The organism is Streptomyces sp. NBC_00353, assembly GCF_036108815.1.
In the GTDB taxonomy this organism is placed as follows: domain Bacteria; phylum Actinomycetota; class Actinomycetes; order Streptomycetales; family Streptomycetaceae; genus Streptomyces.
This window is the reverse complement of record NZ_CP107985.1, coordinates 1,705,713-1,722,953: the sequence shown is the minus strand read 5'-3', so window position 1 is coordinate 1,722,953 and position 17,241 is coordinate 1,705,713. Positions and strand designations below refer to the sequence as shown.

The window sequence follows — 17,241 nt, the reverse complement described above, 5'->3', positions numbered from 1 at the left end:
CGATCCCACGGTGCGCACCAACCTTCCGCGCGTACTCCAGCGCCATCTGACCGCCTTGCGGATGCTGCTGGCGTTCACCGTGATCACCGGCATCGGCTATCCGCTGCTCGTCACCGGCATCGCCCAGGCCGGTCTCTCCCACCAGGCCAACGGCTCCATGCTGACGACGAACGGTACGCCGGTGGCGTCGAGCCTGATCGGCCAGAACTTCGCCCTGCCGAAGAAGAATCCCGACGACGCGAAGGAGCCGCTGCGCCCCGACCCCAAGTGGTTCCAGCCCCGGCCGTCCGCGGGCGGCTACGACCCCATGAACTCCGGCGCCTCCAACCTGGGCCCGAACAACACCGACCTGATCAAGACCGTCAGGATCCGCCGCGCCGCCGTCGCCGCCTTCGACGGGGTCCCGCCCGAATCCGTCCCCGCAGACGCCGTCACCGCCGGCGGCTCCGGGCTCGACCCGGCGATCTCCCCGGCCTACGCCTACGAACAGGTCGATCGCGTCGCGAAGGCCCGCCGCCTTGCCCCCGCCAAGGTCAGGGCGCTGGTCGCCAACCACGTCCAGGGACGTGTTCTCGGTCTTCTGGGTCAGAAACGCGTCAACGTCGTCGAACTCAACCACGCTCTGGCCGGCCTGATGTGACCAAAATGTGAGGGTGCCTGTGCGATGGCGGCCGAGGCGAGGACATACATCGGAGTGGGGCGTGACATGGACGTGGGTGCCGTGGCCGTACTGGCAGGGATCGCCGCGTTCGGCGGCATGTTCGCCGTCCTTGCGGGCGCCTATGGGTTGCGCCAGGCACGGCGAGTGAGCGAATCGGGCGTGCGTGTCCAGGCGCTCGTCAAGCGACACCCGGGAGAGGCCCGTGAGGAGTCGGCCCCGCTGCGCCCGCTGCTCCAGTTCGTGACGGAGGACGACAGGGTGATGGAAGTCGTCTGTCCCGTTCCCTCCACCCGGCGACGGCCGTTCAGTGACGGCGACAACGTACATGTCTCCTACGATCCGGCCGACCCGAGGAACGTCGTGGTCCACGGGCGGGAACGCTTCGGCCCTGATCGCGCATTCATCGCCGGGGGCGCCCTCGTCGTGCTGCTCTCGGTGACTCTGCTCGCTGTTGTGATCGCGGGTCGGTGACAGATCCGGAGCGCTTCTCGTCGTGCTCCTTCCGGGCGGCGTCCATGCAGAGGTCTGCCGAGCCGGTCGATGCGGGTTACATCGGCGCCGAGGCCGGCGAGGATCACACAAGGGAGGGCGAACTTCTCCAAATCCATGCGAATAGAACAATCTGCCCCGTGAGGCGACTCATTCCGTGTCCTGGTGGGGCGTGGGGTCCGATCGCTGGATGCGCTCAGGCGGCACCGTTTGAATGATCAAAGTAGCGGGGGGTTAGCATATGAGCACCGCCTAGCTCGAAAGATAAACCTGTGACTGTCAATGAGGACTCGTTCACCAGCTGGAAGAACCGCGAGAGGATCGCGGAGTCGATGATCCCGATCATCGGGAAGCTGCACCGGGAGCGGGACGTCACGATCCTGCTTCACAGCCGCTCCTTGGTGAACAAGTCAGTGGTCAGCATCCTCAAGACCCACCGATTCGCCCGGCAGATCGCCGGTGAGGAACTCTCGGTCACCGAGACGCTGCCGTTCCTGCAGGCTCTCGCCACGCTCGATCTCGGCCCTTCCCAGATCGACATCGGCATGCTCGCCGCAACGTACAAGACCGACGACCGTGGTCTCTCGGTGGAAGAGTTCACCGCCGGAGCCGTCGCCGGCGCCACGGGTGCCAACAAGATGGAGCGCAGCGAGCCGCGCGATGTCGTCCTCTACGGCTTCGGCCGCATCGGCCGCCTCGTCGCCCGTCTGCTCATCGAGAAGGCCGGCTCCGGCAACGGCCTGCGGCTGCGCGCCATCGTCGTCCGTCAGGGCGGCGACCAGGACATCGTCAAGCGCGCCTCCCTGCTGCGCCGCGACTCCATTCACGGCCAGTTCCAGGGCACGATCACCGTCGACGAGGCGAACAGCACGATCATCGCCAACGGCAACGCGATCAAGGTGATCTACGCCAACGACCCGTCGGAGGTCGACTACACGGCGTATGGCATCAAGGACGCCATCCTCATCGACAACACCGGCAAGTGGCGCGACCGTGAGGGCCTGTCGAAGCACCTGCGCCCCGGCATCGACAAGGTCGTCCTGACCGCTCCGGGCAAGGGCGACGTCCCCAATATCGTGCACGGCGTCAACCACGACATGATCAAGCCGGACGAGCAGATCCTGTCCTGTGCGTCCTGCACCACCAACGCGATCGTCCCGCCTCTGAAGGCGATGGCGGACGAGTACGGCGTCCTGCGCGGCCACGTGGAGACCGTCCACTCGTTCACCAACGACCAGAACCTGCTGGACAACTACCACAGCGCCGACCGCCGCGGGCGCTCGGCGCCGCTCAACATGGTTATCACCGAGACCGGTGCCGCCTCCGCCGTCGCCAAGGCGCTGCCCGACCTCAAGGCGCCGATCACCGGCAGCTCGATCCGGGTCCCGGTGCCGGACGTCTCGATCGCGATCCTCAGCCTGCGGCTCGGGCGTGAGACCACCCGCGAGGAGGTCCTCGACTACCTCCGCAACGTCTCGCTGACCTCGCCGCTCAAGCGCCAGATCGACTTCACCACCGCCCCCGACGCGGTCTCGAGCGACTTCATCGGCTCGCGCCACGCCTCGATCGTCGACGCCGGCGCCACCAAGGTCGACGGTGACAACGCCATCCTCTACCTGTGGTACGACAACGAGTTCGGCTACTCCTGCCAGGTCATCCGCGTCGTCCAGCACGTCTCCGGGGTGGAGTACCCGACCTACCCGGTCCCGGCGGTCTGATCTCGACGGACTGCCCGATCCGGCGTCCCGGCAGGTGGGGCGGCGGTGGGGCGGCAACCGATCCCGATGGGCATCCGGTTGCTCTCCCACCGCCGGCCGAGCTGGTGTCGGCCTTGCACCGGCCAGGGACCTCGCCGACGCGGCGGCCCGCCGGCCGCCGCGTCGGCGGATCCCGCCCTCGACGTTCAGCTCCTGTGGAACACGGGCTGCCCGGACGCCGCCGAAGACGTGGTTGACCAGGGGGATGGCCTGGGCCTGGCGCATTTCGGTCTCCAGGGGCGTGAGCAGGTCCTCACGCCAGGAATGTCGCAGTGGTCGCCACGAACCGTTCGGCGTCGTCGAGCCAGGGATAGTGGCCCGCCCCTGGCTGCACCACGAGTGTGACGTGAGGGAGCAGCCCCGCGAACTCGGCCGCCGACCGAGGTGGGCTGTTCAAGTCGCACTCTCCGGCGAGCAGCAGGACGGGGGCCTCGCAGCCGGCGAGCGCCGCCCGAGTGGTCTCCGGGCTGAAGGCACCCTCGGCCGCGAAGAGAGCGACAGCTTCCTGGTTGCTCGGCCGGCCGGTTGCATGGTGCTTCTGTGCCACGGCGTCCCAGCGGCCGTAGAAGAAGGGGGCGATGGCCTCCGAGTCGCTGCCCCTGCCCGTGGTGATCGCCTCCAAGGCGGCGAACGCCGCCGGGAACCACGGCTCGTTTCTACGGAGCTGCGCGAGCTCGCGTCGCGTCTCCCCGGAGATCGCTATACCCACAGCTCTCGTGCTGGGGCCGATCAAGGCCAGCTTGCTGACGTTCTTCGGGTACCGAGCCGCGTATTGCGTCGCGATATTCGTGCCCGCGGAGTGGCCGAGCAGGTCCATCCGGGGAAGCCCGAGGTGTTCGCGCAGCGCCTCGACGTCGTCGACCAGGCGATCGCAGCGGTAGGAAGAGGTGTCTTCGGGAATCGCGGACCGGCCGGTGCCGCGCAGGTCCAGGACGATCAGCCGGCGGTGCGTGGACAGGCCGCCGAGGTCGCCGAGGTAGCGGGAGTCCGTGGGACCTCCCGGGAGGCAGACGACCGGGGCGCCGTCGCCGATCATGCGGTAGGCGAGCAGGGTTCCGTCAGGTGCGGAGAAGGTAGGCATGTCAGGAACCCTGCCAGTCATAACCAGGTTATACAACCCGGTTATGACTGTGGGGCGCTCGGGTATATAAACGAGCTATGGCAGGCGAAGAGGACACGCATCAGCACCCCGAGACGCTGACCGAGGAGCAGGCCGAGCGAATGCTCGCCGGTATGAACGAGGTCATCCGTGCGGGCGAGGAGATGCGGAAGCTACGCACTGAAATGATCAAGCTGTTCGCCGGCTTCGGCTGGACCCAGGACAGAATTGCCCAGCTCACCGACATGAGTCAGCCCGCCGTGTCCAAGCAGGTGACGAAGTACAGGACGGGCGAACCGCTGCCCCCGACGAACCTCTCCCTCGATCAGCACGACGAGCCCTGGCTCGAAGGACGCCTGTGGGGCCTCGCCGAGGAAATCTCCGAGACCTTCTACGACACCGCCCGCTGTACGCGCTACGTCAACGCCATCGCCCGGGGGAAGAAGCGCTTCACGCCCCAGAACGTCGACGAGTTGCGGCGCCTCGTCGAAGAGGACCTGATGCTGCATCAGGCAGAGATGCCCGGCAGCTACCGGGACGCCTACGACCAGATCAGCCGTGGTCTCGACGTCCCATCGACGGCCACCACCACCACTTCGGCCTCTGTGCGTCGCGCCCTCGCACACCAGATCCAGCGCGACCGTCTCAGGGGCGACGCCTGACTCCCGCGGATCGATGGCCGGCCACCGCTCAACGGCCGCTATTCCGATGGATTGCCGAGTTGGCACGTTGTTACAGTCCGCGAATGACTCAATGTGTTCCCGCCACAGGTGGCGAAAAGGAAAGTTTGCGCATCAGTCTCGACCGGCACCGCGATGTCGTGCTCTGGAAACTCCAGGGTCTCGACGAGGATCAGGTGCGACGGCAGATGACGCCGTCCGGGACTTCTCTGCTGGGGCTCGTGAAGCACTTGGCAGCCACTGAGTACGGCTGGTTCAGCGAGACCTTCGGACGCGAGACGGAACCGCTCCCGTTCGACGACAACGACCCGGAGGCCGATCTGCGCCCGACGCCCTCGGAGACGACCGCGGACATCGTGGCGTTCTACGGCCGCGCCCGTGCCGCGTCCGACAAAGTGATCGACGAGCTGGAGATCGACAGCGTAGGCACCGCGTGGCACGGCGAATCCGTGTCGCTGCGCTGGACGCTCATCCATATGATCGAGGAAACCGCGCGCCACGTCGGGCACATGGACATCGTGCGTGAACTCGTGGACGGGCGAACCGGCGACCACCCGCAGGACTGAGACCGCATCGTCCGCTCCTGGCCGCGCCGACGTGACATCCGGCATGTGATCCTGGAGAAGTCGGACTCCAAGTCCGCCCGCCTGCGGTGTGGTTCGGCAGGCGGACGGCCACCCAACTTCGATTCCGAGGGGTGCAAGAAGCGCAACACGGTCGAGCGGACGATCAACAAGTTGAATTGCGTTGGGGCCGTGGCCGCGCGTTATGACAAGCGCGGGTACGTCTATCTGAGCATCGTCACCGCTGTGGTCATCCGGCTCCGCGTCTGACCGGCCGGAGGTCAGTTGGCGCGGGCTCGAATCCATTGCGTCGCGGCGTGCCAAGTACCCTTGCGACGTGACCATGCACAAGACCGTCGATGTGACTGTTGACGCGATGATCGAGGACCTCAGGACACTCGTCGAAATCGAGTCTCCCTCGCGCGATCGCGACGCCTTGGTGGCATCGGCCAAAGCCGTCGCCGCTGTCATCGAGAGCCGCCTCGGTGGGCAGGCCGTCCTCGTCGAGAGCGAAGCCGGGCCGCACGTCCACTGGTCAGCCGGTGACGATCCCAAAGTGCTGATCCTCGGTCACCATGACACGGTTTTTCCGCTCGGCACCCTTGAACGCCGCCCGTTCATGGTCGAGGACGGGCACGCAACCGGCCCCGGGGTCTTCGACATGCTCGGCGGTCTGGTCCAGGCCGTTCATGGCCTGGCGACCCTCGATGACCTGTCAGGCGTCGAGATCCTGGTGACCGCCGACGAGGAGGTCGGCTCCCGCTCCTCTCGGGCTCTCATCGAAGAACGAGCCCTTGCCTGCGGCGCTGTACTCGTGCTCGAGGGGGCTGCTGACGGTGGAGCCCTGAAGACCGGCCGTAAAGGCTGTGGCACGTTCCAGGTCTCCATCGCGGGCCGGGCGTCGCACGCAGGCCTTGAGCCCGCAGCCGGGGTCAACGCCCTGATCGAAGCGGCGCATCAGGTGCTGGACATCGCAGCGCTCGGTCGACCCGATGTCGGCACGACTGTCACCCCGACCGTCGCGTCCGCAGGAACCCTGGACAACGTCGTTCCCGCGGAGGCGACGGTCATCGTCGATGTCCGGGTCGAGTCGGCCGGCGAGAAGGACAGAATCGAGTCTGCGTTCGCGGCACTGGCTCCGCATCTCGATGAGGCGGAGATCGCGGTTCAGGGAGCGATCGGCCGACCTCCGATGCCCGAGTCGGCGTCGGCCGAGCTCTTTGCGGTGGCCCAGCAGCTGCTTCCTGACCTCGAAGGCAAGGCAGTCGGCGGCGGAAGCGACGGCAACTTCACGGCCGCACTGGGGGTGCCGACTCTCGACGGCCTCGGAGCAGTCGGGGGTGGTGCCCACGCCGATCACGAGTACCTGGTGATCGAAGCCATGGCCGAGCGGGCGAACCTTGTCGCCGGACTGGTGAATGCGATTCGCGTCAGCCGGAGGTGAGCACTGCGGCTCCGTTCACCCGGTCCGCGGCCAGGTCGGTCAGTGCTTGATCAGCCCGGCTCAGGGGATACCGGCTCACGGTGACCTGGATACCGATGCGATCGGCGAGCTCAAGGAACTCGCGGCCGTCCTGGCGGGTGTTGGAGGTGACGCTGCGCAGATTCCGTTCCTGGAAGAGATGTCGCTGGTAGTTGAGCACGGGAATGTCGGAGAGGTGGATTCCGGCGATCGCGAGGGTGCCCGACCGGTCCAGTGCCTCCAGAGCCACCGGGACCAGGTCACCCACCGGAGCGAACAGGATCGCCGAGTCCAGCGGCTCGGGTGGACTGTCGTAGGCACCGCCGACCGATGAGGCACCCAGGGACGTGGCGAGTTCACGCGCCTGCGCGGAACGCGTCATCACATGCACGGTTGCGCCCTCGGCCAGAGCGACCTGGGCGGCCAGATGGGCCGATGCGCCGAAACCGTAGATCCCCAGCCGGCCGCCCGGCGGCAACGCACTCCGCCGCAACGACCGGTAGCCGATGATTCCGGCGCACAGGAGAGGAGCGAGCAAGGCCGCGTCCTGTGTCTCAGGGAGGCGATAGGCGAACGCTTCGGGAACGAGGACTAGGTCGGCGAATCCGCCGTCCTTGTCCCACCCCGTGTACGTGGACCCGGGGCAGAGATTCTCCCGTCCCGCGCTGCAGTAACGGCAGGACCCGCAGGTACCGCGCAACCAGGCGCCGCCAGCCCGGTCACCCACGCGGAACGTGCTGACCGTCTCGCCGACGGATGCCACACGGCCGACGATCTCGTGGCCGGGAATGGTCGACGGACGGTGGGGGGTGAGATCACCCTCGGCGAGATGCAGGTCCGTGCGGCAGACACCGCACGCTTCCACCTCCAGCAGCAGTTCATCCGGGCCGGGCGCGGCCACTGGGCGATGCGCCGGTACCAGGGGACCGGTAGGCACGGGCCCAGGTGTCCCGACGGCCCAGCCGCTGAGCATCCGTGTGGCGTGGTCGGTTCGCCCCATGGTCCCAGCCTGCGGCTGCTGGGCGGGTCCGGCAAACCGGCCGTCGTCTCGCTCGAGCAACGCAGCTCCCCGTGCGCCGCCGGCGTGGACGGATGGGAGCGCAGCCTGCGGGCACCGGGCCGGCCGGCGGTGGAAGCAGCGCGGATGCGACCGACGCCCCGCCTGTGGATTCTCGGCTCGTGACGCTCGGTCCGGGATGGTTCTACGGTTCGATCGTCAGTACCTGTTCCCAGGGGCGGCGTGGTGTGCGGGGCCCCGCCGGGCCGTATCCCATGCGGATGATCATCTGCGCGTGTCCCGTGCCGAAGACGGGGTCGCGCAGGATCCACCGCAGGTCCGGCCATTCGAGGGGCTGCGTCGCGAATGAGGTGGATACGTCGTGGAGTGTGGCGGTGAGCAGGACACGTTCCAATGCCTGGCCGGCGCGCAACCAGTCCACGGGGCGGTCGCCCGCGGTGCTCAGAAGGGCCAGTTGCGGCCGGCTTTCGAACGGGACGCGCGCCCGGCCCGCCAGGACGGCGGTGCCCGCGAAGTCGCGGGTCGTCGCCCGGCCGGACGTGTCGCAGGGGCCGAAGGCGTAGTCCGGGACCCCGTCGACGGGAGCCTCTGTCTGTGTGTCCCGGGTCCAGTGGTGCTGCTCCGCTTCCCGCGCCGGGTCCCCTCGGTCGTATCCCTCGGCGTCCCGGATCAGTTCCAGCACGGTCTCCAGATGCGTCGGGGTCAGGAACGAGAAGTCCGCTCCTTCGGCGCGGGCCGCGTCGGCGAGGAGCAGGCGGATGTCCTCGGGTATCGCCCGGGCGTCGAATGGGTACCGGCTGGTGTGCCGGTCCCGGATGGCGCGGTGGAGCCCGACGAGCGCGGCATCACGGGGCTTTTGAGGGGAGTCGCTCAGATGGTTGCTCGCCAGGAGTGCCTGGTCCGAAGGGACGGGCAGCAGTGTGGTCTCCATGGAGAGGCCCTGGTGGGCTGCTGAGACTCGCAGGTTCAGGAGGGCCGCGCCGCATCCCACGTGCAGTGCGCGGGTGGAGGGGTCGGCCTCCGGCATGGCACGGTCGAAATCCGCCCGAAGGGCGAGAGTGCGGCTGGATCGCTTGTAGTCGAAGTGCCAGGGCTGGGCATTGTGCATCGACGGTGCTGCGGTGGCATCGGAGACGAGGTCGGCCAACGTCGTGTCGTCGAGCGTCTGCGCGAGCATCGGGGGCCTCCCGGAGAGCAGATATCGGTTGACGCACCTTCAGGATGAAGTGGGCGTCCTCCCCGGGGGTATGGGCCGTTCGTCCCTGGGCCGGGCCGGACGGCCCCTCGGCGGGGCCGTTCCGGATGGGCCGGCAGGAAGGCCTTCGGACGTGGACGTGTTTCCCGCCGCAGGGTTGTGGCGCACGCGCCTGGGCACATACCCGTTGAGCGCCAGGAGGTGGTGGCAGTGAGCCGCATCAGAATCGTCCGCCGTCCACCGCCTGTCTCGGGGCCGCCGCCCCTCGACCTGCGAACCCCGTCCGGGCGGCCTCTGCCCTACTGAGAACCACGACGCGCCCGCGTCCTGGAACCGTGATGCCATGAATGAAGACCCTGACGAAGGGACCGCCCCATTCATGGCCGCCGTACCGTCTCCGGCACCGTTCCTGCGCTCTGTGCGGGCCGTGGTCTTCGACACCGACGGAGTGATCACCGACTCCGCCCGGAGTCATGCCGCGGCCTGGAAGAAGGCATTTGACGCCTGTCTGTCGGAGCGGGAGGGGCAGCGGCCCTTCGATCCGGTCGCGGACTATCTCCGCCACGTCGACGGCCGTTCACGGCGGGACGGTGCGGCGGCCTTCCTCGCGTCGAGAGGGCTGGACCTTCCCGCGGGCAGCCCGGACGACCCACCGGGCACCGCGACGGTATGGGCGGTCGCCGCACGCAAGGACGAGCTGTTCACGGAAACGCTGCGCACGCACCAGGTCGATGTCTGGCCCGGCACGGTTCGCCTCCTTCAGGCGCTGCGAAGCGAAGGGGTGCCCTGCGCCGCCGTGTCCGCTTCCCGCCACGCGACGGAACTGCTGTCGCGGGCCGGACTCATCGGGCAGTTCGGGGCCGTGGTCGACGGGAATGAGGTACGGCGGCTGGGGCTCGCGGGAAAGCCGGATCCCGCGCTCTTCGTGGAGGCGGCACGGCGCCTCCACGTCCCGGTTCCGGAAACCGCTGTGGTGGAGGACTCCCTGGCCGGTGTCGAGGCCGGCCGCCGCGGCGGATTCGGGCTTGTCGTCGGCGTGGACCGGACAGGCAGTGACGGCGGCGCCGCGGACCTGCGACGCCGCGGCGCCGACATCGTGGTGTCCGATCCCGGTGAACTGCTGAGCGACGTGGACGACTGATGGCGGGGGCCTGGGAATGGTCGTACGAGGGGTACGAGCCGGAAGAGGAGCGGCTGCGCGAGGCGCTGTGCACGCTCGGCAACGGATACTTCGCCACCCGTGGAGCGGCATCCGAGACATCCACCAGCAGGTGTCACTACCCGGGCACCTACCTGGCGGGCTGCTACGACCGGCTGATCTCATCGGTCCAGGGCCGGACGGTGGGGAACGCCGACCTGGTGAACCTGCCGAACTGGCTGCCGCTGCGCTACCGCATCCGTCCCGTCGGCGCAGACCCCGGACCGTGGCTCTCACCGGACCACGGACACCTCAAGGAACACCGGCAGACTCTCGATCTGCGCCGCGGCACGTTGACCCGCCGGTCCGTCTACGAGGACGAGGCAGGCCGTCGCCTTGATGTCGAGCAGTGCCGGCTGGTGCACATGGGCACCCCGCATCTCGCCGCGCTGCACACGGGTTTCTCCGCGGATGGCTGGACGGGCTCGATCGAGGTGGAGGTGGCGATCGACGGCGACATCCGGAACACCGGTGTCTCGCGGTACCAGGGTCTGTCCAACCGCCACCTGACCGGCTGGTCGACCGGAGCGGAACAGGACGATGTGGTGTGGCTGAGATGCCACACAGTGGAGTCGGACATCGGCTTCGCGTTGGCCTCCCGCACTGTCGCCACGTTCGGTGGTCCTGGGCGGCACACGGATGAGTCCGGTCGGCATTCCCGTCCCTGGCAGACTCCACGGCAGATTTTCCAGACACTGGTGCTGCCGCTGGATCCGACACGCGACGCCGTCGTGGACAAGACGGTGGCGTTGTACACGTCGCGTGACCCGGCGATCGGCAGCCCTCTGCGGGCTGCTGTGGCCGCTGTCCGGACGGCCCCGGAGTTCGCGGAGTTGCTGGCCTCGCACCATCGGGCGTGGGCCGGCCTGTGGCGGCGGGCCCGGATCGACGTTCCGGGCGAGGCGGGCAGGATTCTGCGACTGCACCTCTTCCATGTGCTGCAGACGCTGTCTCCGCACACCGCCGAGCTCGACGTCGGTGTACCGGCGAGAGGACTGCACGGTGAGGCGTACCGGGGCCACGTCTTCTGGGACGAGCTGTTCGTACTGAGGTTCCTGAGTCTGCATTTCCCGGAGGTGTCCCGGGGACTTCTGGACTACCGCTACCGGAGGCTGCCCGCGGCCTGCCGCGCGGCACAACAGGCCGGGCGGGCCGGGGCCATGTTCCCTTGGCAGAGTGCCGACGACGGTCGGGAGGAGACTCAGGAACTCCATCTCAACCCGCGTTCGGGGCGCTGGCTGCCCGATCGTTCACGACTGCAGCACCACGTGGGTTCGGCCGTTGCCTACAACGTGTGGCAGTACTGCCAGGCCACCGCGGACACCGAGTACCTGCATTCCAAGGGCGCGGAGATGCTGCTGCAGATCGCCCGGTTCTGGGCGGCCGGCGCCGAATGGGACGCGTCGCTGGCCCGGTACCGCATCCGCGGTGTGGTCGGCCCCGATGAGTACCACGACGCCTATCCGGGAGCCGGGAGTGCAGGCATCGACGACAACGCGTACACGAACGTGACGGCGGCCTGGGTGCTGGCACGGGCCACGGAGCTGTACCGCGACCTGCCCGAGCCACGGCGCAGGACCCTGTTGGAGCGCTCGGGGCTCGACCCCGCGGAGCTGGAACGGTGGGAGGATATCTCCCGGCGGCTGTATGTGCCGTACCACCGCGGCGTCATCAGCCAGTTCGCCGGTTACGGAGAACTCGACGAACTCGACTGGGCCGCATACCGGGAACGCTACGGCGACATCCGGCGGCTCGACCGCATTCTTGAGGCGGAGGGCGACACGGTCAACCGCTACCAGGCATCCAAGCAGGCCGATGTGCTGATGCTCGGCTACCTCTTCTCACCCGGCGAGCTCGGCGGCCTGTTCCAGCGCCTCGGGCATGTGCTGGACGACGAGACCTGGCGCGCCACCGTCGACTACTACCTCGCGCGTACCAGCCACGGTTCCACCCTCAGCTCCCTGGTTCACGCCTGGGTGCTGGCACGGGTGCACCGCGAGGAGGCGTGGGCCTACTGCGAAGAGGCGCTGACCGGTGATGTGGTCGACATCCAGGGCGGCACCACCGCCGAGGGCATCCATCTGGGGGCGATGGCAGGCACCCTCGATTTTGTGCAGCGTGGGATGACCGGGCTGGAGACCCGTGATGACGCGCTGTGGCTCTCCCCGGCCCCGCTTCCCCAGCTTTCGAAATTCGGGGTACGCATCCGATTCCGCGGACACGGGGATGTGGACCTGGGTATACGAGCGCAGCGGCTCCGGATCTCGGTACCGCACTCGCACCACCCGGCCGTGCGGCTGGTCCTGGGCGGCCACACCCACTTGATCGCCCCCGGCACCGCGCGATGGCTCGATCTGCCGTCGGGCCGACGGCCTGACCGCCGTCACAGGAAGGGCCGTCAGGGCTGAGACGGCACCATCGGCGCCCCCTCGTGGCTTGGATGTGTCCAACCTCGGTGGACGGGGCGAGCCCTCGCGGTGGTCAGCGGGGGAGAGACATCTCGAAAACCGTGCGACCGGGTTCGCTGCTGACCTGGATGCTGCCCGCGTGCGCGGTGACCACGGCATGGACGATCGCCAGGCCCAGGCCGGTGCTGCCGGTCGCGCGGGAGCGGCTGCGGTCTGCCCGGACGAAGCGGCCGAAGATCTCGGGCTGCAGACTTTCCGGGATGCCCGGGCCGTCGTCGGTCACGGTCAGGCGGACCGCAGCGCTCTCGGACACGAGCCGGACGGTCACTTCCGTGCCGGCGGGGGTGTGGGTGCGCGCGTTGGTCAGGAGGTTGCCGATGGCCTGCTGGAGGCGGTGCGCGTCACCGGTGACGGTCACGGGTTCTTCAGGGAGATCGAGAATCCAGCGGTGCCCGGGGCCGGCTGCGCGGGCGTCGTCGGCCGCGTCCAGGACGAGCAGGGTGAGGTCGACCGGCTCGTGTTCGAGTGGGCGCCCTGCGTCGAGGCGGGCGAGCAGGAGCAGGTCGTCCACCAGGTCACCCATGCGGCCCGACTCCGACTGGATGCGTTCCAGAGCGCGCCGGACGTCGGCGGGGACGGGCCCTCGGTGGCGCAGGGCCAGTTCGGCGTGGCCGCGGATGTTGGCAACGGGGGTGCGCAGTTCATGGCTGGCGTCGGCGGCGAAGTGCCGCAGGCGTTCCTCGCTCGCCTGCCGCCGGGTGAGCGCGTCCCCGACGTGTCCGAGCATCCGGTTCAGCGCGGTGCCGACCTGCCCCACTTCGGTACGCGGGTCGGTGACGGGCAGCGGATCGGGCATGGCAACCTCGCCGCTGGCCAGCGGGAGCCGGGCCACGCCGACCGCCTGCTTCGTGACCCGTTGCAGGGGGCGCAGGGAGATCCGTACCCAGAAGGCCCCGGCGACTGCGGTGGCGAGCAGGGCTGCGCCGAACACGACTCCCTCCACTCCTTCGAGCCGGTGCAGTGTCTCTTCCACGGGGTGCAGCGGCAGCCCGGTGATCAGGACGTCCTGGTCGTCACCGGGGACGGCGGAAACCCGGAAGGACCCGAGCCCGGAGAGCCGTACGCTGCGGCCTTTGCCATCGGCGGGGACCTCCTGAAGGGTCTGCCGGTCGCTGCGGGTCAGCGGCACCTGTCGGACGTTCTGCTCGTCGACCACGGCCGCCTGCGTCACCCGGCCGTTCAGCAGTCTTGCGCCGAAGGTCTGGTCCGCCTGGCCCCGTGAGTCGGGTCGGTTGTCGGTGTCGGGCGTTGCTTCGTGCTCCAGGCTGGCGGCGAACCTGCCCCCGGACGCCGTCAGTTGCTGGTCGAGGCGGCGCACGAGGAAACCTTCGAGGGCGAAGACGGTCGTGAGGCCGACGGCGAGACAGGCGGCGGCGAGCAGCAGGACGAGCCCGGCGGTGAGCTGTCCGCGCAGCGTGTGCGGCGGTGGCCGCCTCATGAGGGATCCGGTTTCAGGACGTACCCCACCCCGCGCACCGTGTGGATCATGGGTGCGTGGCCCGCGTCGATCTTTTTGCGGAGATAACTGATGTACAGCTCGACGACATGGGCTCGGCCGCCGAAGTCGTAGGCCCAGACCCGGTCGAGGATCTGCTCCTTCGACAGAACCCGGCGTGGATTGCGCATCAGGAACCGCAGCAGCTCGAATTCGGTGCGGGAGAGCTCGACGACCGCGCCGCCGCGTCTGACCTCCCGGGCATCCTCGTCCATGGTGAGCTCGCCGACGACCAGCCGGTGCCGGCCCGGGGCACCTGTCATTCCTGCCCGGCGCAGCAGCCCGCGCAGCCGGGCGAGAACCTCCTCCAGGCTGAACGGCTTCGTCACGTAGTCGTCGCCGCCCGCCGTGATGCCGGCGATCCGGTCCTCGACCGCATCCCGGGCGGTCAGGAAGAGCACACATATGTCGCGTGACTCACGGTGCAGTTCCCGCAACACGCGCAGCCCGTCCATATCGGGCAGCATCCAGTCCAGGACGACCGCGTCCGGCCGGAAGACACGTGCGGTCGCGAGCGCGGACGAGCCGTTGGCGGCTGTACGGACGTTCCAGCCCTCGCTCGTCAGGGCTCCGGCCAGCACCTCGGTGAGATCCGGTTCGTCGTCCACCACCAGTGCCCGCACCGGAGTCCCGTCCGGCCGCAGCAGGGGCGGCTGTGTGTTCTGTGTGTTCATGACCCGTCCAGCATCTCCCGATGCCGCACGTTGAGGGGGAGCGGCTTCCTTTGAGTTCTCTCTGAATCTGTCGGCCGCGTCCGAGCCCGGACGTCCGTGTGGGCTGCTCTCCGCCGCCCTGGTCAGTAGCGGGCGCTGCTGGCCTGCAGTAGCGGGGACACCGTCGACGGGCGCCCGTCCACGGTGGCTCCGCCGAACTGGATCATCGGCGCCAACGTCCTGTTGTTGTCGGCCGGGAAGTTCAGCGTGGGAGCGGAGACGTCATCCAGCACACCGCGCTGAGCCTCGGTGAGGGTCATGTCCAGGGCCTGCAGGTTGGCCTCGAACTGGTCGAAGCGGCGTGCGCCGACCAGGGTGGAGGTGATCCCGGGACGGCCCTGCACCCAGGCCAGGGCCACTGCGGCGGGACTGGCGCCCACTTCGGCGGCGACGCCGTTGAGTGCGTCGATCACGAGATAGTCGGCCTCGCTCGGGGCACCGACCAGCTGCGAGCGCGTGGTGTCGACCGGGCCGGTGGTGGTGCTGGAGTACTTGCCGGACAAGAACCCGCTCTTCAGCGGGCCCCATGGCATCACGCCCATGCCCAGGGCCTGAGCCATCGGGATCAATTCCCCCTCCGAGGTGCGTTCGAGCAGGGAGTACTCCAACTGCAGCGCGATGATCGGAGCCCACCCGCGGAAGCGTGCGACGGTGGCCGCCTCGGCAGTGGCCCACGCCGGCACGTCGGAGAATCCGACGTAGCGGACCTTCCCGTCGCTGATCAGGTCATCCAGGGCGCGGAGGGTCTCCTCGACCGGCGTGGACGGGTCGAAATTGTGCAGCCAGTAGATGTCGACGTAGTCGGTCCGCAGACGTCGCAGCGAGTTCTCCAGCTGTTGCACGATCGCCTTCCGGCCGGCTCCGCCGCCGTTGGGGTCGTTCTCGTACAGGTTGCCGAAGAACTTCGTGCCGATCACGACTCGATCACGCAGCGCGGACCGGTCGGCGAAGTAGTCGCCGATGATCTTCTCGGAGTGGCCGTTGGTGTAGATGTTGGCGGTGTCGATCGAGTTGCCGCCCCGGTCCAGATAGGCAGCCAGGATGTTCGCGGACTCCTCTGGGCTGCTGCCCCACCCGTGATCCTCACCGAAGGTCATGGTGCCCAGCGTGAAGGGGCTGACGCGCAGACCCGAGCGGCCGAGCGTGACGTAGGAATCGAGCGACATGGTGGAACTCCCTGGCCGAAAGATGTTCGGGGACGCCGTGGAGGCCGTCCCGGTGCCCCTCCATTCGACCTCGCCGCCTGGCGATCTCCTAGACCGATGCGGGCAGATCGTTGCACAATCCGCTCAACCTTGCCCGGATCGTGTTGGCCCCGCGCACCATTCCGTGGTCCACTGGTGTGGTGCATCACCTGGACGAAATCCGTAACCGGATCGCGCGGCTTGCCGCAGGCAGCCCACGTCCGGTGTGGATCGAGGGCATGACGCTGTTGTCGACCGAGCACGTGACCGAACCGCTGGGCACGGTCACCGAACCCGTGATCGCTCTGGTGGCCCAGGGAGCGAAGCGCTCTGTTCTCAATGACCGCGTCTTCGACTACCACTCGGGCCAGTACCTGGTCGCGACCGTCGACCTTCCTCTGACCTCACAGATCACCGACGCCACGCCCGCCGAGCCGTTTCTCGGTTTCGGGCTTCCGTTGCAACCCGCGATCATCGCGCAGCTGCTGGTGGAAGCCGACCCCACCGACGTGCGCTCTCATGACGGACCGGGCATCGCGACCAGCAACGCCGACGAGAAGCTGCTCGACGCTGTCGTCCGGCTGCTGCGCCTGCTGGACGAGCCACGTGACATCCCGGTACTGGCGCCCGGCATCCGACGCGAGATCCATTGGCGACTGCTGAACGGGCCCCAGGCGGCCCTGGTCAGACAGATCGGTCTGGCCGACAGCCGCATGACCCTCGTCGCCCGCGCGACCGAGTGGATCAAGACCCATTATGACCAGGTGATTCGCATCGACGACCTCGCTCACGAAGTCGGTATGAGCGTCTCCTCGCTCAACCGGCACTTCCGTGCGGTGACTGCTATGAGTCCGCTGCAGTATCAAAAACAGCTCCGACTCCAAAAGGCCCGCATCCAGCTCATCGCAGCGTCGCACGACGTGGCCGCGATCGGACACGCCGTCGGGTACGACAGCCCGTCGCAGTTCAGCCGCGAGTACCGGCGCATGTTCGGAGCCCCGCCGGGTCAGGACGCAGCACGCCTCCAAACCGCGGTGATCGTTCAGGAGTAGACGCTCGGTCACGCAGCCTTCCGCCGTCGGGCCACGCCTGTCAGGGGCACGGACCAGCAGGGCCGGCAACACCGTCGGCTCCACGAAGACCCTGACTGACGGCCAGGGCTGCGATGGGGAATGTGGATCGGGGCGCCCTGGCCGGCGCACCGGAGCAGCTCCCCTCGGGAGGGGTGCTACTGGCGTCCGGACCAGTCCGTCATTCCC

16 protein-coding genes are annotated in these 17,241 nt (G+C 68.3%); 10 read left to right on the top strand and 6 right to left on the bottom strand.

What is annotated here, in order from left to right; all coding sequences use genetic code 11:
* Nucleotides 1-10: 10 nt before the first annotated feature.
* The 3 genes from kdpC to OHA88_RS08215 all read left to right on the top strand — a co-directional run bounded on the left by kdpC (nucleotide 11) and on the right by OHA88_RS08215 (nucleotide 2,868).
* The gene (kdpC, locus tag OHA88_RS08225; protein ID WP_328624896.1) at nucleotides 11-640 is read left to right on the top strand and encodes a potassium-transporting ATPase subunit KdpC; all 630 of its coding nucleotides are present in this window, start codon (nucleotides 11-13) and stop codon (nucleotides 638-640) included.
* 24 nt (nucleotides 641-664) lie between these two features.
* Nucleotides 665-1,132 carry a DUF3592 domain-containing protein gene (locus OHA88_RS08220; RefSeq protein ID WP_328624895.1) on the top strand — a complete coding sequence of 156 codons (468 nt, stop codon included), beginning with the start codon at nucleotides 665-667 and terminating at the stop codon, nucleotides 1,130-1,132.
* 290 nt (nucleotides 1,133-1,422) lie between these two features.
* Nucleotides 1,423-2,868: a glyceraldehyde-3-phosphate dehydrogenase gene (locus OHA88_RS08215; RefSeq protein WP_328624894.1), complete on the top strand. Its 1,446-nt coding sequence runs from the start codon at nucleotides 1,423-1,425 to the stop codon at nucleotides 2,866-2,868.
* A 292-nt stretch (nucleotides 2,869-3,160) separates the two neighbouring features.
* Here the strand turns inward: OHA88_RS08215 and OHA88_RS08210 are convergent, their stop codons facing one another.
* A complete protein-coding gene (locus tag OHA88_RS08210) occupies nucleotides 3,161-3,988 on the bottom strand; it encodes an alpha/beta fold hydrolase (protein WP_328624893.1) in 828 nt (275 codons plus the stop codon).
* 77 nt (nucleotides 3,989-4,065) lie between these two features.
* On the opposite strand from OHA88_RS08210, the gene OHA88_RS08205 reads away from it, so the two are divergent.
* The 4 genes from OHA88_RS08205 (at nucleotide 4,066) to OHA88_RS08190 (ending at nucleotide 6,693) form a co-directional block, all read left to right on the top strand.
* A complete protein-coding gene (locus tag OHA88_RS08205; RefSeq protein ID WP_328624892.1) occupies nucleotides 4,066-4,668 on the top strand; it encodes a sigma-70 family RNA polymerase sigma factor in 603 nt (200 codons plus the stop codon).
* An 83-nt stretch (nucleotides 4,669-4,751) separates the two neighbouring features.
* Nucleotides 4,752-5,252: a DinB family protein gene (locus OHA88_RS08200; protein ID WP_328624891.1), complete on the top strand. Its 501-nt coding sequence runs from the start codon at nucleotides 4,752-4,754 to the stop codon at nucleotides 5,250-5,252.
* 45 nt (nucleotides 5,253-5,297) lie between these two features.
* A complete protein-coding gene (locus OHA88_RS44555) occupies nucleotides 5,298-5,519 on the top strand; it encodes a hypothetical protein (protein WP_443044192.1) in 222 nt (73 codons plus the stop codon).
* 73 nt (nucleotides 5,520-5,592) lie between these two features.
* A complete protein-coding gene (locus tag OHA88_RS08190) occupies nucleotides 5,593-6,693 on the top strand; it encodes a M20 family metallopeptidase (protein WP_443044357.1) in 1,101 nt (366 codons plus the stop codon).
* On the opposite strand, the gene OHA88_RS08185 is transcribed toward OHA88_RS08190, so the two are convergent.
* Nucleotides 6,680-7,711, bottom strand: coding sequence for a zinc-dependent alcohol dehydrogenase family protein (locus tag OHA88_RS08185; RefSeq protein WP_328624889.1), 1,032 nt, complete (start codon nucleotides 7,709-7,711; stop codon nucleotides 6,680-6,682). The genes OHA88_RS08190 and OHA88_RS08185 overlap by 14 nt on opposite strands.
* 202 nt (nucleotides 7,712-7,913) lie before the next feature.
* Nucleotides 7,914-8,906 (bottom strand): Acg family FMN-binding oxidoreductase, encoded by a 993-nt coding sequence (locus tag OHA88_RS08180; protein WP_328624888.1) that lies wholly within the window; start codon nucleotides 8,904-8,906, stop codon nucleotides 7,914-7,916.
* Nucleotides 8,907-9,303: 397 nt separating this feature from the next.
* Between OHA88_RS08180 and OHA88_RS08175 the strand changes: the two genes are divergently transcribed.
* Nucleotides 9,304-10,065 carry an HAD family hydrolase gene (locus OHA88_RS08175; protein ID WP_328629621.1) on the top strand — a complete coding sequence of 254 codons (762 nt, stop codon included), beginning with the start codon at nucleotides 9,304-9,306 and terminating at the stop codon, nucleotides 10,063-10,065.
* Nucleotides 10,065-12,530, top strand: coding sequence for a glycoside hydrolase family 65 protein (locus OHA88_RS08170; RefSeq protein WP_328624887.1), 2,466 nt, complete (start codon nucleotides 10,065-10,067; stop codon nucleotides 12,528-12,530). The genes OHA88_RS08175 and OHA88_RS08170 overlap by 1 nt, the downstream gene beginning before the upstream one ends.
* Nucleotides 12,531-12,603: 73 nt before the next feature.
* Here OHA88_RS08170 and OHA88_RS08165 read toward each other — a convergent pair whose 3' ends face one another.
* The 3 genes from OHA88_RS08165 to OHA88_RS08155 all read right to left on the bottom strand — a co-directional run bounded on the left by OHA88_RS08165 (nucleotide 12,604) and on the right by OHA88_RS08155 (nucleotide 15,964).
* The gene (locus tag OHA88_RS08165) at nucleotides 12,604-14,028 is read right to left on the bottom strand and encodes a sensor histidine kinase (RefSeq protein ID WP_328624886.1); all 1,425 of its coding nucleotides are present in this window, start codon (nucleotides 14,026-14,028) and stop codon (nucleotides 12,604-12,606) included.
* Nucleotides 14,025-14,759, bottom strand: coding sequence for a response regulator transcription factor (locus tag OHA88_RS08160; RefSeq protein WP_328624885.1), 735 nt, complete (start codon nucleotides 14,757-14,759; stop codon nucleotides 14,025-14,027). The genes OHA88_RS08165 and OHA88_RS08160 overlap by 4 nt, the downstream gene beginning before the upstream one ends.
* 122 nt (nucleotides 14,760-14,881) lie before the next feature.
* Nucleotides 14,882-15,964, bottom strand: coding sequence for an aldo/keto reductase (locus tag OHA88_RS08155; protein WP_328624884.1), 1,083 nt, complete (start codon nucleotides 15,962-15,964; stop codon nucleotides 14,882-14,884).
* Nucleotides 15,965-16,221: 257 nt separating this feature from the next.
* Here OHA88_RS08155 and OHA88_RS08150 point away from each other — a divergent pair, with 257 nt between their 5' ends.
* Entirely contained in the window at nucleotides 16,222-17,034 is an 813-nt protein-coding gene (locus tag OHA88_RS08150) for an AraC family transcriptional regulator (RefSeq protein WP_425898425.1), read from the top strand.
* The last annotated feature ends 207 nt before the right edge of the window (nucleotides 17,035-17,241 follow it).

Bases quoted from the DNA above. Each gene is read 5' to 3' on its own strand.
- OHA88_RS08220 (WP_328624895.1), top strand. From the start codon at position 665: ATGGCGGCCGAGGCGAGGACATACATCGGAGTGGGGCGTGACATGGAC.
- OHA88_RS08210 (WP_328624893.1), bottom strand. From the start codon at position 3,988: ATGCCTACCTTCTCCGCACCTGACGGAACCCTGCTCGCCTACCGCATG.
- OHA88_RS08185 (WP_328624889.1), bottom strand. From the start codon at position 7,711: ATGGGGCGAACCGACCACGCCACACGGATGCTCAGCGGCTGGGCCGTC.
- OHA88_RS08175 (WP_328629621.1), top strand. From the start codon at position 9,304: ATGGCCGCCGTACCGTCTCCGGCACCGTTCCTGCGCTCTGTGCGGGCC.
- OHA88_RS08150 (WP_425898425.1), top strand. From the start codon at position 16,222: ATGACGCTGTTGTCGACCGAGCACGTGACCGAACCGCTGGGCACGGTC.
- OHA88_RS08165 (WP_328624886.1), bottom strand. From the start codon at position 14,028: ATGAGGCGGCCACCGCCGCACACGCTGCGCGGACAGCTCACCGCCGGG.
- OHA88_RS08160 (WP_328624885.1), bottom strand. From the start codon at position 14,759: ATGAACACACAGAACACACAGCCGCCCCTGCTGCGGCCGGACGGGACT.
- OHA88_RS08190 (WP_443044357.1), top strand. From the start codon at position 5,593: ATGCACAAGACCGTCGATGTGACTGTTGACGCGATGATCGAGGACCTC.
- OHA88_RS08155 (WP_328624884.1), bottom strand. From the start codon at position 15,964: ATGTCGCTCGATTCCTACGTCACGCTCGGCCGCTCGGGTCTGCGCGTC.
- OHA88_RS08170 (WP_328624887.1), top strand. From the start codon at position 10,065: ATGGCGGGGGCCTGGGAATGGTCGTACGAGGGGTACGAGCCGGAAGAG.
- OHA88_RS08205 (WP_328624892.1), top strand. From the start codon at position 4,066: ATGGCAGGCGAAGAGGACACGCATCAGCACCCCGAGACGCTGACCGAG.
- OHA88_RS08200 (WP_328624891.1), top strand. From the start codon at position 4,752: ATGACTCAATGTGTTCCCGCCACAGGTGGCGAAAAGGAAAGTTTGCGC.
- OHA88_RS08180 (WP_328624888.1), bottom strand. From the start codon at position 8,906: ATGCTCGCGCAGACGCTCGACGACACGACGTTGGCCGACCTCGTCTCC.